Origin of the sequence: Pragia fontium (assembly GCF_900638655.1) — a bacterium.
Classification (GTDB): Bacteria; Pseudomonadota; Gammaproteobacteria; order Enterobacterales; family Enterobacteriaceae; genus Pragia; species Pragia fontium.
The window spans coordinates 3,362,968-3,379,175 of record NZ_LR134531.1 but is presented as its reverse complement, the minus strand read 5'-3'; the positions used below and the strand labels follow the sequence as shown (position 1 = coordinate 3,379,175).

At 48.7% G+C, this 16,208-nt stretch carries 11 protein-coding genes; 5 read left to right on the top strand and 6 right to left on the bottom strand.

Annotation, left to right across the window (positions count from 1 at the left end; translation table 11 throughout):
* Positions 1–46: 46 nt before the first annotated feature.
* Together EL341_RS14570 and gltB are read right to left on the bottom strand one after the other, a co-directional pair.
* Entirely contained in the window at positions 47–1,465 is a 1,419-nt protein-coding gene (locus tag EL341_RS14570; protein WP_047781977.1) for a glutamate synthase small subunit, read from the bottom strand.
* 14 nt (positions 1,466–1,479) lie between these two features.
* On the bottom strand, positions 1,480–5,943 hold the full coding sequence (gene gltB, locus EL341_RS14565) for a glutamate synthase large subunit (RefSeq protein ID WP_126468116.1): 4,464 nt from the start codon (positions 5,941–5,943) through the stop codon (positions 1,480–1,482).
* Positions 5,944–6,670: 727 nt separating this feature from the next.
* Here gltB and EL341_RS14560 point away from each other — a divergent pair.
* From EL341_RS14560 to mtgA, 4 genes are all read left to right on the top strand, one after another.
* Positions 6,671–7,597 carry a TIGR01212 family radical SAM protein gene (locus EL341_RS14560; RefSeq protein WP_126468115.1) on the top strand — a complete coding sequence of 309 codons (927 nt, stop codon included), beginning with the start codon at positions 6,671–6,673 and terminating at the stop codon, positions 7,595–7,597.
* 179 nt (positions 7,598–7,776) lie between these two features.
* The gene (arcB, locus tag EL341_RS14555; protein WP_047781974.1) at positions 7,777–10,101 is read left to right on the top strand and encodes an aerobic respiration two-component sensor histidine kinase ArcB; all 2,325 of its coding nucleotides are present in this window, start codon (positions 7,777–7,779) and stop codon (positions 10,099–10,101) included.
* Between the two features lie 134 nt (positions 10,102–10,235).
* Positions 10,236–10,889: an isoprenoid biosynthesis glyoxalase ElbB gene (gene elbB / locus EL341_RS14550; RefSeq protein WP_047781973.1), complete on the top strand. Its 654-nt coding sequence runs from the start codon at positions 10,236–10,238 to the stop codon at positions 10,887–10,889.
* Positions 10,886–11,608 carry a monofunctional biosynthetic peptidoglycan transglycosylase gene (gene mtgA, locus EL341_RS14545; protein WP_047781972.1) on the top strand — a complete coding sequence of 241 codons (723 nt, stop codon included), beginning with the start codon at positions 10,886–10,888 and terminating at the stop codon, positions 11,606–11,608. Before elbB ends, mtgA begins: the two co-directional genes overlap by 4 nt.
* 245 nt (positions 11,609–11,853) lie before the next feature.
* Here mtgA and dolP read toward each other — a convergent pair whose 3' ends face one another.
* Genes dolP through EL341_RS14525 form a run of 4 tightly spaced genes read right to left on the bottom strand, consistent with a single transcriptional unit; the run spans position 11,854 to position 15,189 of the window.
* Positions 11,854–12,432: a division/outer membrane stress-associated lipid-binding lipoprotein gene (gene dolP / locus EL341_RS14540; protein ID WP_114987067.1), complete on the bottom strand. Its 579-nt coding sequence runs from the start codon at positions 12,430–12,432 to the stop codon at positions 11,854–11,856.
* Between the two features lie 13 nt (positions 12,433–12,445).
* Complete coding sequence (gene diaA, locus EL341_RS14535; RefSeq protein ID WP_047781971.1) at positions 12,446–13,036, bottom strand: DnaA initiator-associating protein DiaA; 591 nt, start codon at positions 13,034–13,036, stop codon at positions 12,446–12,448.
* Between the two features lie 48 nt (positions 13,037–13,084).
* Positions 13,085–13,486, bottom strand: coding sequence for a YraN family protein (locus tag EL341_RS14530; protein ID WP_047782779.1), 402 nt, complete (start codon positions 13,484–13,486; stop codon positions 13,085–13,087).
* A complete protein-coding gene (locus EL341_RS14525; RefSeq protein WP_373994780.1) occupies positions 13,444–15,189 on the bottom strand; it encodes a penicillin-binding protein activator in 1,746 nt (581 codons plus the stop codon). Before EL341_RS14525 ends, EL341_RS14530 begins: the two co-directional genes overlap by 43 nt.
* 98 nt (positions 15,190–15,287) lie before the next feature.
* Between EL341_RS14525 and rsmI the strand changes: the two genes are divergently transcribed.
* Positions 15,288–16,163, top strand: coding sequence for a 16S rRNA (cytidine(1402)-2'-O)-methyltransferase (gene rsmI, locus EL341_RS14520; protein WP_126468114.1), 876 nt, complete (start codon positions 15,288–15,290; stop codon positions 16,161–16,163).
* Positions 16,164–16,208: the final 45 nt, after the last annotated feature.

Genomic DNA, 16,208 nt, shown 5'->3' with positions numbered 1-16,208 from the left:
TTTTAACCTGTATCTGACGTATTGATTAACTATCAAAGCCAGAATATTACACGCCGAGGAAGGTCATAATTCCATCCGCGGCTTTTCGCCCTTCGGCAATAGCCGTGACGACCAGATCGGAACCTCTGACGGCATCACCACCAGCGAAGATTTTTGTGTTGCTGGTTTGATAGGGGATGTCTGCGAACTCAGGGGCAGTAATTCGTCCCTGTTTGTCCATGGTGACACGTTGTTCTGCTAACCATGGCATGCTGTGCGGTTTAAAGCCAAATGCCATGATCACCGCATCAGCATTCAAGGTATGTTCTGAGCCTTGAATAATCTGAGGATGGCGGCGTCCGTTAGCATCTGGTTCTCCCAGCTCGGTACGCACCACTTTAACGCCGTTGACCTGACCCGCTGCGTTAACTTCGATACTGACCGGCTGCAAATTAAACTGGAATTCAACGCCTTCTTCCCGCGCATTCTTCACTTCCCGGCGTGAACCTGGCATATTTTCTTCATCGCGTCGATAGGCGCAAATCACCTGAGTTGCTCCCTGACGGACAGCGGTACGCACACAGTCCATTGCGGTATCTCCGCCGCCCAACACCACAACGCGTTTCCCTTCAAAATTGAGATAGGGTTCATCGGACGTGGACGGATAGCCCATCAGATGTTTGGTGTTGGCGATCAGGTAAGGTAGGGCATTAAATACCCCTTTAGCCTGTTCGTTTGGCAGGCTACCGGACATTGATTGATAAGTACCGACGCCAAGAAATACGCTGTCGAATTCAGCCAGCAGATCGTTCATTGAAATATCGCGACCGATCTCAGTATTCAGTCGAAATTCGATGCCCATATCGGTGAAAATTTGCCGGCGTTTGACCATCACTTCTTTATCCAGTTTGAAGGAAGGAATACCAAAGGTCAGTAACCCGCCAATTTCCGGATGACGATCGAAAACCACCGCCTGTACGCCATTGCGGGTAAGCACATCGGCACAGGCTAAACCTGCGGGGCCCGCACCGACGATAGCGACGCGTTTACCGGTGGCTTTTACCTGCGACATGTCGGGTTTCCAGCCCATCTCGAGGGCTTTATCGGTGATATAGCGTTCAATATTACCGATAGTGACGGCGCCAAACTCATCATTCAGGGTACAGGAACCTTCACACAGGCGATCCTGAGGACAGACTCGACCACAGACCTCCGGCAAACTGTTGGTTTGGTGAGCTAAGTCTGCCGCTTCCATAATTCGCCCCTCATTAGCTAACTTTAGCCAATTGGGAATGTAGTTATGTACCGGGCACTTCCACTCACAGTAAGGATTACCGCAGGCCAGACAGCGATCGGCCTGTGCTTTCGCTTGGCTATCCTGAAACGGTTCATAAATTTCGACAAACTGTATTTTGCGAATATTTAACGGTTTCTTAGGCGGATCAACGCGCTGTAGGTCGATAAATTGATAGACATTTTGGCTCATGGTTTATCTTCCTCTTATTGCGCCTGAATCCGCAGCTCAGCGCTGGAACGGCTACGATGGCCAAGTAGCGCTTTGATATCGCTGGACTTGGGTTTAACTAACACAAATTTGCTGGCCCACTGAGACCAGTTGGCAAGAATATCTTCAGCCCTGACGGATCCGGTATGTTGGATATGTTCGGTTAACAGCCCACGCAGATGTTCTTCATGGATCGCCAGCGCATCGACCGCTAGCACTTCAACCAGTTCCGGATTCACACGTTTACGGAACTCATCATCCTGATCCAAAACATAGGCAAAGCCGCCGGTCATACCTGCGCCAAAATTGATACCGGTACGGCCAAGAATACACACAATACCTCCGGTCATATACTCACAGCCGTTATCACCGATTCCTTCAACCACGGTAATCGCGCCAGAGTTACGCACCGCAAAACGCTCACCGGCTCGACCGGCAGCAAATAATTTACCGCCGGTGGCTCCGTACAGGCAGGTATTGCCAATAATGGCGGCTTCGTGACCGACAAAGGCTGAACCAACCGGTGGGCGGATAATAATAGTACCGCCCGCCATTCCTTTGCCGACGTAGTCGTTGGCATCACCGGTTAAGGTCAACTCAACGCCGCCAGCATTCCAGACGCCAAAGCTTTGACCGGCAGTACCGTTAAAATGGACTTTAATCGGATCGCCAGCCAGACCTTGATCGCCGTGTTTTTCGGCAATGGCACCGGACAGTGAAGCGCCAACAGAGCGGTCGGTATTACGGATATCAAAGTAGAAGGATTTACTCTGTTTTGCCTGAATATAGGGTTCAGCCTGACTGAGTAGCGTTTGATTGAGTATGCCTTTATCAAACGGTGGATTGTTCTCGGTGCAGTACAGCGCTTTACCCGGATGAGGTTGGGCACTGTAGAGCAGTGAGGACAGATCCAGCTTCTGCTGTTTAGCCGAGAAACCATCTAGCTCAATCAGCAGATCGGTACGGCCAATTAAATCGGTCAACTGGCGAATACCCAACTCTGCCATAATCATGCGGGTTTCTTGAGCGATAAATTGGAAGTAGTTGATCACGCGTTCCGGTAAACCATGGTAGTGATCGGCCCGTAGCTTCTCATCCTGTGTTGCTACGCCAGTCGCGCAGTTGTTCAGGTGGCAGATACGTAGATATTTACACCCAAGCGCAACCATCGGGCCGGTACCAAAGCCAAAGCTCTCAGCACCGAGGATTGCCGCTTTAATGATATCCAGACCAGTTTTCAGCCCACCATCGACCTGGAGGCGAATCTTGTGGCGTAGACCGTTTGAAACCAACGCTTGTTGGGTTTCTGCCAGACCTAATTCCCACGGACTACCGGCATATTTTACTGAACTCAGCGGGCTGGCACCGGTACCGCCATCGTAGCCAGCGATGGTGATGAGATCGGCATAAGCTTTCGCTACGCCAGTGGCAATAGTGCCGACACCTGGCTCGGACACCAGTTTGACGGAGATCATCGCCTTGTGATTCACCTGCTTCAGATCGAAAATCAGCTGGGCTAAATCCTCAATCGAATAAATATCATGGTGAGGGGGTGGTGAAATCAAGGTGACACCGGGCACCGAATAGCGCAGTTTAGCGATATATGGCGTCACTTTATCGCCGGGAAGCTGACCGCCTTCACCGGGCTTAGCACCTTGTGCCACTTTAATTTGGATCACGTCGGCATTAACCAAATAGGCTGGCGTAACGCCGAAACGACCTGAGGCCACTTGCTTGATACGCGACACCTTATTAGTGCCATAGCGCACCGGATCTTCGCCACCTTCGCCGGAGTTGGATTTTCCTCCGATAGTGTTCATGGCAATCGCCAGCGACTCATGGGCATCCGGGCTTAGGGCACCGATGGACATGGCCGCGGTATCGAAACGGGAAAACAGCGACTCGGCAGGCTCCACTTGATCGATGGCAATAGCCTGTGCTTCATCCTGTGGTTTTAAGGCTAATAAATCACGCAGGGTGGTGACCGGACGCTTATTCACCAAGTCGGCATAGGCTTGATAATCCTGATAGTTGCCGGATTTCACCGCTGCTTGTAGGGTAGATACCACATCGGGGTTGTAAGCGTGATATTCACCGCCGTGAACAAACTTCAGTAAACCGCCCTGATCCAGCGGCTTACGCTTGAGCCACGCACGCTTAGACAGGTTGATTAAATCCTGCTGGAAGTCGCTAAAGCTGGCACCGCCTATTCGGCTGGAAACGCCTTTAAAACACAGGGCGGTCAATTCGTCATGCAGGCCAACGGCTTCAAATAGCTGGGAGCAACGATAAGAGGCGACGGTAGAGATGCCCATTTTGGACATAATTTTGTACAGTCCTTTATTGATGCCGTTACGATAGTTCAGCATCACGGCACGCTGACTCTTCTCAATCACCTCGGTTTCTACCATTCTGGCCAGCGTTTCATAGGCCAGATAAGGATAGATCGCGGTGGCGCCAAAACCCAGCAGGACCGCAAAATGATGCGGATCGCGGGCGCTGGCGGTTTCGACAATGATGTTGGCATCACAACGCAGGTTGGCTTCAACCAGACGGGTTTGCAGCGCACCCACTGCCATTGGCGCCGGAATCGGTAAACGATCGGCGGCAATATTACGGTCGGACAACACAACCAATACCGTTCCCTGACGGACTTTCTTTTCTGCCTCTTCACACATCGCCACAATAGCGGCCTGCAGATCCATTTTTTCCGGGTTATAGGTGATATCAACGGTATCCGCGCGGTAATACTCCTCTTTCAGCGTAGTGAGCTGAATAAAGTCGGAATAGAGTAACACCGGAGAGGTGAAGCTTAAGCGGTGAGCTTGGCCTTCCGCTTCACAAAACACATTCATTTCACGACCAATATTGGTGGCCAGTGACATTACATGGGCTTCACGCAATGGGTCGATGGGGGGATTAGTGACTTGAGCGAACTGCTGGCGGAAGTAGTCATAAATAATACGCTGCTTACTGGACAGCACGGCAAACGGCGTATCATCTCCCATGGAGCCAGTGGCTTCTTGACCGTTTTCTCCCAGTACCCGGATAACCTGCTCCAGCTCTTCATTGCTGTAGGCAAACTGTTTTTGATAGGTCTCCAACAGGGCGTCATCAAATTCACGATCGCCGATTTGCTCATCAGGCAGGGTTTCACAAGGGGTGAGCTGACGAACGTTTTTATCCATCCAACTGAGGTAAGGGTGGCGGCTTTTCAGGTCGTTATCGGTTTCATGAGTGCGCAGAATTTTTCCTGTGCGGGTATCGATAACCATCAGTTCGCCGGGACCAACGCGGCCTTTCTCCACCACTTCGTCCGGCTGGTAATCCCAAATGCCAACTTCTGAGGCACAGGTGATCAGCTTATCTTTGGTGATCACATAGCGGGCAGGGCGTAAGCCGTTACGATCCAGATTACAGGCGGCATAGCGGCCATCTGACATCACGATACCGGCTGGGCCATCCCACGGTTCCATATGCATGGAGTTAAAGTCGAAGAAGGCGCGTAGCTCTTCATCCATATCCGGGTTGTTTTGCCATGCTGGTGGCACTAACAGACGCATGGCGCGAATCAGATCCATACCACCGCTGAGGAATAGCTCCAGCATATTATCTAATGAACTGGAGTCAGAGCCGGTTTCATTAACGAAGGGGGCGGCATCCTGTAAATCGGGGATTAGCGGCGTTTTAAACTTATAAGAGCGGGCTCTGGCCCACTGACGGTTACCGGTAATGGTATTGATTTCGCCATTGTGCGCTAAATAGCGGAACGGCTGTGCCAACTGCCAGCGGGGTACGGTATTGGTAGAAAAGCGCTGGTGGAACAAACAGATGGACGACTCCAAACGCAGATCGGCTAAATCCAGATAGAAGCGCGGCAGATCGACGGGCATACATAAGCCCTTATAAATGCTGACCACGTTGGACAGGCTGCAAACGTAGAACGTGTCGTCCGTCACCCGCTTTTCAATACGGCGGCGTGCCATAAACAGGCGGCGTTCCATATCCAGTGAGCGCCAACCGGCCGGTGCGTTAACAAAAATTTGTTCGATGCGCGGTAGGGAAGAGAGGGCGATTTCACCCAGCATATCAGGATTGGTTGGTACCACGCGCCAGCCAATAATTGACAAGGTTTCGCGCTGTAGTTCTTCTTCTACAATTTTACGGCTGGCTTCGGCTTCTTCTGGATCTTGGCTGAGAAATAACATGCCCACCGCATAGTTCTTGGCCAGACGCCAACCCTGCTCTTCCGCCACCAGACGAAAAAAGCGATCGGGCTTTTGCAGTAACAGGCCACAGCCATCACCGGTTTTGCCATCTGATAATATCGCGCCGCGGTGTTGCATGCGTGACAGGCCATGGATAGCCGTTCTGACAACTTTATGACTTGGTTCACCTTCGATGTGGGCGATAAGGCCAAAACCACAGTTGTCACGTTCTTTCGACGCGTCGTATAACATGTTGATGCTCCCCAATTACCCCAGTGTGTGCTGTTTCTGATGTTGTTATCTGGTTATTTTTGTTGTTTGTTGATGACGCCCAATATAGCGCGCACTCGTTTTACGCGCGTTAATCAACCACGCTATTGTTTAGCCTAAAAAACATTAATTAGCCTGTCCGGAGAGGGAATGTATCGTCGGTGTGCTCATACACGGATTGAATACATCTCGTCATTGCTATTTGATAACAGAACCCGATCCTTTGGTTCTGAAAACGACTACTCACTCAACTTAATATAGAAAGAGAATTCAGGTCAAATATGTTGTCTGAAATGCGATATTGAAGGGTTTTGTTGTTATCATTATGAAATAAAATGATTTTATCTTGTATATGAGATTATTGTTTTATTTTTATGCCACATTAAAGTGTGAGCTAAGTCACTATAAGTTGGCGTGGGAATTAATCTCATATACTCCTTAATAGATTTAATCTGGTGTTATATCCTTACTTTATAATTATATTTGAAATTTAATGGCGTTATTTGTGATAAATATGTTATCGGTTGGTCGAACATCGGTATGAAAAGAAATCATAATTCGGCCAAATAGTTTATTTGGGCTTATATCGCAGATTGAACTGAACAAACAGAGCGATCGAATTGATCTCTATCACCCTGATAAGGCGGAATTAAAGGTAGTCTGTTAGCACTTAATACGGTTACCAGAGCAGATAATACTTCGAAAAACCATGCAATTACATCAACATGTCAATATGTTTAGCGCTGATTTACAGCGACGTTACGGTGAGAAAATTCACAAACTGACGTTACACGGCGGATTTAGTTGTCCGAACCGCGACGGGACCGTGGGGCGTGGTGGCTGTACTTTTTGTAATGTGGCTTCATTTTCTGATGAAACCATGCAGTACCAAAGTATTGCCGAACAGTTGGTGCAGCAGGCGGAAAAGGCCGATCGGGCTAAACGTTATCTTGCTTATTTTCAGGCTTATACCAGCACCTATGCTGAAATTTGTCTGCTGCGCGATATGTATCAGCAGGCGCTTTCTTTGGCGAATATGGTGGGAATCTGTGTGGGAACCCGGCCTGATTGCGTCTCTGAAACGGTGCTGGATTTACTGTCTGGCTATTGCGAGCAAGGGTATGAAGTATGGCTGGAGCTGGGTCTGCAAAGTGCCAATGATAAAACGCTGAAGAGAATCAACCGCGGTCATGATTTTGCCTGCTATCAGGCTACGGCGATTGCGGCGCGTCAGCGCGGTATTAAAGTATGTACTCATCTTATTGTTGGATTACCGGGGGAAAACGCTCAGGATAACCTCGAGACGATGGCTCGCGTGGTCGATACCGGTACCGATGGTGTGAAGCTACATCCGTTGCACATTGTCACCGGCAGTATCATGGGAAAAGCATGGTTAGCTGGGCGTCTTTCTGCTTTGGAATTGGACGAGTATGTTCAGATTGCCGGGGAGATGATCAGACATACGCCGACAGAGATTATTTATCATCGAATCTCCGCCACTGCCCGACAACCAACTTTGTTGGCACCGCTATGGTGTGAATATCGTTGGGATGCCATGAACGCCATTGCAAACTATTTGATTGCAAAGGGCAATCAAGGCTCTGCGCTTGGGCAGATTTTGATTCCGCATACATAATCAGATTGATGACATTGATATAGCCAGATCTTCCCGATGTGTGCTTTACTTGTTGGTCGTGTTGGTACTTCACATTTTTATTTATCGCCAGGCCGCATTTGGTGCGTTCGCGGTGATTTTTACGCTATTATTCCGGCTCAGCAATAAGATATCCGGTTAGAAAAATTTCGGGAGTGACAATGAAGCAACTGAGAAAACTGGCCCAATACTACGTCGATGCGATGGTGAAATTGGGGCTGGTACGCTTTTCTCTTCTTTTAGCGTCGATTATTATCATTCTCGCCTTTATCGTACAGATTTCCGTCACTATCTTATTGCACGGTGAAATAGAGCGTATTGATATTATTCGCTCCATCTTTTTTGGGTTGTTGGTAACGCCGTGGGCGGTTTATTTTCTCTCCATCGTGGTGGAGCAACTGGAAGACTCTCGTCAACGTTTAGCTAATCTGGTTGAAAAGCTGGAGGAAATGCGCGATCGCGATCGACAGCTTAATCATCAACTACGGGATAATATCGAGCGACTGAATCAGGAAATCGGTGAACGGATTAAGGCGGAAGAGGCGAGAGAACAAGCCATTGAAGATTTACAGATAGAAATCGTTCAACGCCAACAGGCTCAAATTGAGTATGAACAACAGTCGGTCTTTTTACGCTCCTTCCTCGATTCTTCGCCAGATCTGGTTTATTACCGCGACGAACGCGGCCAATTCTCTGGCTGTAACCGAGCAATGGAATTACTGACCGGCCGCAGTGAAAAACAGCTTATTGGCCTGACGCCCAATGATATTTACAGCAAAGACGTAGCGGAAAAAGTAATTGAAACTGACGATAAGGTTTTTCGTCATAATGTTTCCCTCACTTATGAACAGTGGTTGGTTTACCCTGACGGGCGTAAAGCCTGTTTTGAAGTGCGAAAAGTCCCCTTTTATGCTTTGGATGGAAAACGTCATGGCCTAATGGGGTTTGGCCGCGATATTACCGAGCGTAAGCGCTATCAGGATGCGTTGGAGAAAGCCAGCCGGGATAAGACCACCTTTATCTCTACTATTAGCCACGAGCTCAGAACCCCCCTTAACGGCATTGTTGGCTTAAGCCGTATTCTGCTGGATACCGAACTCAATCAAGAGCAGCTTAAATATCTGCGCACGATTTATGTCAGCGCCACCACATTGGGCTATATCTTTAATGATGTGATTGAGCTGGACAAAATTGAACGGCGAAAAACCCAGTTGGAAGTGGCACCGGTTGATTTAATCAACTTCCTTTCCGATCTGGAAAATCTGTCCGGACTGCTGGTTGAAGCTAAGGGATTAACCTTTACTCTGGAATATAGCCAGCATCTACCTGAATTTATTATGACTGACGGTACCCGCCTGAGACAGATTCTATGGAATTTGATCGGTAATGCGGTGAAGTTTACCAGTCAGGGCGGCATTACCGTTCGCTTACGTCATGAAGGGGAAGACCGCTTCTATTTTGAAGTGGAGGACTCGGGGATTGGTATCCCGCAGGAGGAGATCGATAAGATTTTCGCCATGTACTATCAGGTACCCAGCCAACACGGCGGTCGCCCGGCAACCGGAACCGGAATTGGGCTGGCGGTATCTCTGCGACTGGCTCAGGCGATGGGGGGAGACATTTTTGTTAAGAGTGAAGTGGGTAGGGGAACAACCTTTACCGTATTTATTAAAGCACCGGCAGCGATTAAAGAAGCGCCTCAGAAAGAAGAGTTACCTTCACCCCATTTAAGGGTATTATTGGTAGAAGATATTGAGCTGAATGTGATAGTTGCCCGCTCGGTTTTAGAAAAATTGGGGCATACTGTTGACGTTGCGATGACCGGAACGGAAGCGCTGAATAAGTTTAAACCGGCAGCCTATGATTTATTGCTACTGGATATTCAGCTACCGGATATGACAGGTTTTGATATCGCGAAACAAATTAGAAATACTTATGCTACCGAAGAGATTCCTCCATTAGTTGCGCTAACGGCCAATGTGTTAAAGGATAAAAAAGAGTATTTAAACTCAGGGATGGATGATGTACTCAGTAAGCCGCTCTCAGTGCCGGAGTTAATGGTTGTCATCAGAAAAATCGGAAGTGCCCAACAGAAAGTTTTACCTAATTTACAGGAGCAAGGCGCGATGAAGTCCAATGAGTCTATACTCGATTTAACCATGTTAGAGCAGTATATGGAGTTAGTTGGTCCACAGCTTATTCTTGACGGTCTGACCATGTATGAACAAGTGATGCCGAGCTATTTAGCGGTACTTGAGTCGAATATGACGGCTAAAGATGAAAAAGGCATTACTGAAGAAGCGCATAAGATTAAAGGGGCTTCAGGTTCTGTTGGGTTAAAACATATTCAGCAACTGGCTCGTCAAATTCAAACGCCAACACTACCGGCTTGGTGGGACAATGTGGAAGAATGGTTCGATGAGATGTCGCTTGAATGGCGTAACGATGTTGCTGTGTTACGTGCTTGGGTTGACGCGCAAGGGTAACTTGTAACGTCAAGTGAAGACAAAGCGGCAAAGTCAGAGGACTTGCCACATCAGCTGGCGCGAATCATTATTGTGAGCGTCAGCGATTATCAGATGAATAAATAAGAAAGAAGCGTGTGTAAGAGGAGCTATCAATGAAACGGGTTGCCGTTGTATTAAGTGGATGTGGTTTTTTAGACGGTGCCGAGATTCATGAGTCGGTGTTAACGCTGTTAGCGTTAGATCGTGCCGGAACCGAAGTAACCTGTTTTGCGCCAGACCAGCCTCAGGCTCAGGTCATCAATCATTTTACTGGTCAGCCCTCTACTGAAAGCCGTAATGTTTTGACCGAATCTGCACGTATTGCCCGGGGGAAAATTCAGCCGCTCTCTCAGGCTGATGCCGGATTATTTGACGCTCTGATTGTGCCGGGTGGTTTTGGCGCCGCGAAAAATCTGAGTAGCTTTGCCACCCAGGGAGCCGAATGCGATATCAATCCAGACTTGGTTCGCTTGGTTAAGGCGATGCATCAAGCCGGTAAGCCAATGGGCTTTATCTGTATTGCACCGGCCTTGTTACCTAAAATGCTGGGCGTTCCGGTGCGTTTAACCATTGGTAATGATATTGATACCGCTGAACTCATTGATGAGATGGGGGGAGAGCACGTCACTTGCCCGGTTGATGATATCGTGGTCGATGAAGAGCAGAAAGTCGTGAGCACGCCAGCTTATATGTTGGCACAGGGTATTGCTGAAGCCGCGCAAGGTATTGATAAGCTGGTTGCCAGGGTACTGGTTCTGAGCGAATGAGAAAATCCGCCCTATCACGGGTGATTGGGCGCCTGCTTTTTTTGGGAAAACGACTGGTTCAGGTCGTTTTGTTACTGTGGGGGGCGGGCTTGATATTGTTCGCCTTTCTGCCGGTTCCCTTTTCTGCCGTAATGGTAGAAAAACAGCTGGGTGCTTGGTTTAGCGGTGATTTTTCCTATGTGGCCCACCAAAGTTGGGTTTCAATGGACGACATTTCTCCCCAGATGGCGTTAGCGGTGATTGCCGCCGAAGATCAAAAATTCCCCGACCATTGGGGATTTGATCTGGGGGCGATTGCCTCTGCATTTAGCCATAATGAACGAAAGCCTAGCCGTATTCGTGGTGCCTCCACCATTTCTCAACAAACCGCCAAAAATCTGTTTTTATGGAACGATCGAAGCTGGGTCCGAAAAGGGCTGGAAGTTGCCTTGACCGGAGGAATGGAGCTCATTTGGACTAAGCGCCGTATTTTGACGGTCTATCTGAATATTGCCGAGTTTGGTGACGGTGTGTTTGGGGTTGAAGCGGCATCACAACGCTATTTTGGTAAGCCAGCGAAAAAATTAACCGCCACCGAAGCCGCCAGATTAGCCGCGGTATTACCTAATCCAATACGTTTTAAAGCGAATAAACCATCCGGCTATGTTATCCAACGTCAGAACTGGATCCTGCGCCAGATGAAACAGCTAGGCGGTGTTAGTGTGGTTGATGAGCTTTGATCTTGATGACCTCGTCATTTCGTTTTGTCGGAATGACGGGAGGAATATTTCTAGCTATCTAGTATCGAAATGACGAGGGTATGTTTAGCCCACCACTTCGTCATCCTGACGAAAGTCAGGATCTCGCCCTTTAAGCCAAACGTTGTGATTAAGCTAAAACCTAGATTTCGGCTTTTGCTGGAATGACGGGAATATATGAGGATGAGATCCTGGCAAAAGCCAGGATGACATCCTTGAGCCAAAATTTACTTCACCAATTGGAACACGGTAATAACGTGTTTAACGCCGTTCACTTCGCTGGCAATTTTGGCGGCTTCCTGACCTTGTGCTTCGGTGACTAAACCAAGCAAGAAGACTTCACCATTTTCGGTCACGACTTTGACGTTGCTGGATTTGACCTTATCACTGGTGAGTAACTGTGAGCGGATTTTGGTAGTGATCCAACTGTCGCTGGATGCTGTGCCGATATCCACCGGTTTACCTTCACGTACCGCATTATGCACTTCCTGAGCGCCATCTACGCCAACGGCGATATTTTTGGCTCGTTCTGCTAATTCTGCTCTTGGCGATTGGCCGGTTAATAATACGCTGCCGTGATAGGCGGTGGTAATAATGCGCGACTGCTGCTTAATTTCCTGATCTTTAGCGATAGCGCTACTCACGCGGGCTTCCAGGGTAACATCGTCTACCTGTGTCCCTACCGTGCGAGGGTCAGTCGCTGTTTTGGTGGCCATAGCGGCACCACCGGCGACGAAGGCAACACAGCCATGCAGCATCGTGGTGGTTAATAAAATAGCCAATGCCGTTAGGTTACGAATTTTCATGCAAAAAGCTCCTTCAGTCATCCTGGTGTGGGAATAGGGTGTAATCAATAAGATCGCAAAGACAGTTGACGATCAGCATATGCATTTCTTGTATCCGGGCGCCCCGGTGTGAAGGAATGCGGATCTCAACATCTTGCAGGCCCAGCAGACCGGCTAGTTCGCCACCGTCTGAACCGGTCAGGGCAATAATCGTCATATCGCGAGTCACTGCGGCCTCAACGGCTTTAATAATATCACGGCTGTTACCACGGCTTGAAATGGCCAACAGAATATCACCGGCCTGACCTAAGGCTCGCACCTGTTTGGCGTAACCTTCATCCTTGATACCATCGTTATTGATGGCCGTTAGGGTGATGGTATCGGCACTGAGGGCGATAGCGGGTAGGCTTGGGCGTTCAGTTTCAAAACGGTTAATCAGGCTGGCTGCGAAATTTTGAGCATTGGCCGCTGAAGCACCATTGCCACAGGTCAGTACCTTATTACCGTTAAGTAAAGACTGAACGATGGTCATGGCCGCGCTGGAGATTGAGTCGGGTAGCGCTTCCGCCGCCGCGATTTGTGTCTGAATGCTTTCGGTGAAACAACCTTTGATTCTTTCCAACATAATTTAAGTTCTGCTTTCGTCTTTGCTTGTGATGACCTGAGACAGGTACTAAGTACTACCATCGGCATTAAATGCATTTGGCAGCCATTGTAACTGATTACCGGTAATGGCTAAAACATCGAACCGGCAGTTTGTTGTTTCCAGACATAACTGGCGTTGATTCAGCCAGCGTGCAGCTGCATAAAGTAAACGCTGTCGCTTATGCCAGGTAATGGAGTCTGCTGCGTGACCATAGTAAGCGTTTCGGCGGTAGCGGACTTCAACAAACACCCAGATATCGCCGTCCTGCATGATTAAATCGAGTTCACCGCCGCGATATTTAATATTAGCATCGATGAAGCGTAAACCAGAACGTTCCAGATAGCGGCGTGCTATTGCTTCATAACACGCCCCGACCTGATGGCTGGTTATTTTACCGGTACGAGTTGTCCCTGACGGTATTGTATCCATGGCAATTGGCGATGCACCACACAGTTATTGTCTGTACTGAGTATGCCTGTAGAGCCAGTGAGTTGGAAGTCAGGTAACTGGCGAATCTCTGCGAAATGCATCGCAAGTTCCCAAGCATCTGCTCCCATACCGAATAAACGGAACTGAGAATAGTCGCTGCCGTATTTGCTGCTACCCTGTTGAGAGAGTGCCGGAGACAGTCCGACTAGCATTGGAATTTCGCTGAACTGAACGCCGTCCATCTCAAAGCGGAAGTCAGGGCCAGCACCCGCCTGATAGCTACGTGAGCTGGCGTAAAGAGCGGCAGACTTGGAGGCTTTAGAGATATCCAGCATAGGTTTAATCAGGGCTAGCTCTGGTTGAGTGGCCACAATATAAATCGCATCGACCGAACCGGAAGCAACACCGGTTACCCCAGAAGAGAGGGTGATAGGCTGGCCGCTAGCACTCATACCGCCGCCACGGCTAATGGCTTCTCTCAGATCACCCAGCTTGCCAAAATATTGCACACGGGCAGCATCACCGCCGAACTTGCTCCATTGTTCGCCAAACGCTCTGGCTACGCGATCGCCGAAGTTACCGCGAGGCACTATGATTAACGGTGATTTTTTACCCTGAATATTGATGTGTTTTGCTGCATCAATCGCTTCATCTTCCGGAGACAGGGCGAAATAACAGATATTCGGACGATCGGCCATTTTTTCTGGTTGGTTCAGCGCCAGAATACTTAATGGTGAAGCGGACTGTGCTAACTGCTCGACTTCATTTTTAAGCAGTGGCCCAACAATCATTGTGGCACCGTCCAACTCGGCCTGAGCCAAAATGGCGGTTAATGGCTTGCTGCCGGTGTCATAAACTTTCACCTGAGTATTGGCACCGTTACTGCTCATGGATTTGGCGGTATTAAAACCATCCTGAATGGCTGGGCCGAACTTGTTACCCGGACCACTTAATGGCAATAACAGAGCAATGTTTGTATTAGAGACTTTCTGGAAACCTAACGCGCGAGCTAATTGGCCGGGTAGGGTTATAGATGCCGGGTGGCGGTTATAGCGATCCTGCCAATCTTTGATGGCAGTCTGAAGCATGGTATTGTCTGCTTTATTGTTCTGGTAAGTCTGTAATAGTTCTAACCAGCCGCGCAGAGTTTCTTCATTGGCATCAATGACCAGTGCATTCAGCATCGCTGGGGTAAACTGGGTTAACAGATTCCAGGTTTTGTCGATAACTTTAGGGCGCTCTTCGTCAGAAACCAGAGGCTCAAGGTTAATATAGGCACGCAGTTGTGCTAATGAGTCGCGCCCCTGATTGGCCTGAATCTCTACCCGGTAGTAGCGGGCTTTTTGTTCGTTAGACAGGCTGGCAAGGTTAATGTTTTTTAGCCACTGGAACATACCTTTGCTATCCTGTTGCTTTGCAGCTAGCTCGGCACGTAAAAGTTGTCTTTCCTGATCCTGTGGAATAGGGAGAAGCTCTGGGAATTCTTGCAGTATACTGAACGCTTGTTTGGTATCGTTTTCGAGAATCAGCGCTCTGACAGCCAAGAGTTGCCAGTTTGTTTTGGTTTCGCCGTTACTTTCGGCAGCCTGTTGCAGGTAGTAAGGTGATTTTTGGGTAATCTCACCCTGAATACTGTCCGTGGAGTTTTTTAATCCTTGGCATCCTACCAAAAACAGCGCAGCCAGTACTACTGGCAGAGCCATGCTTGCCCTAGTACGAAGGTATGTGATTAAACGCATGCTGTATCCAATTTATTCTAATTTGAGATCGTTAATATTAAAGCGGTCATCTGGACGAAACAATGAGTCAACACAATCAAGTCGCTATTCAGCCTTCGACCCTTTATGTGGTACCCACGCCCATCGGTAACCTTGGCGATATTACTCAGAGAGCCTTGGATGTTCTGGGCGCCGTTGATTTAATTGCGGCAGAGGACACCCGACACACCGGTCTACTATTACAACATTTTGCTATTAATGCTCAGCTTTTTGCACTGCATGACCATAATGAACAGGCAAAGGCCGATAGTTTAATCGCAAAACTGCAAGATGGACACAGTATAGCGCTTGTTTCTGATGCGGGAACCCCATTAATTAACGATCCCGGCTATCATTTAGTCCGTCGTTGCCGGGAATCTGGCATTCGAGTCATACCGTTACCGGGAGCCTGTGCGGCAATTACCGCCATGTCTGCTGCGGGACTGCCTTCCGATCGTTTTTGTTACGAAGGTTTTCTGCCGGCTAAAACCAAGGCTCGCTGTGATACGTTGCGGGCTTTAGAAACCGAACCCAGAACACTGATCTTTTATGAGTCTACCCATCGATTACTCGACAGTTTGCAAGATATGGTGACGGTTTGGGGAGCAGAACGTTATGTGGTGCTGGCCCGTGAATTAACCAAAACCTGGGAAAATATTTACGGTGCCCCGGTAGGGGAGCTGCTGTCGTGGATCAAAGAAGATGAAGTGCGCCGTAAAGGTGAAATGGTGTTGGTGGTTGAGGGGTATAAGGCTCCCGAGTCTGCTGAGCTTTCTCCTGAGTCTTTACGCACTCTGGCTTTACTGCACAAAGAGCTGCCGTTGAAAAAGGCAGCGGCGCTGGCGGCAGAAATTCATGGGGTAAAGAAAAACGCGCTATATAAATATGCCTTAGAGCAACAGCAGGACGATCAAGAGTAAGACTTTATCGGCGTTAGCGCGCAGATAAACGATAAATAAGATTCT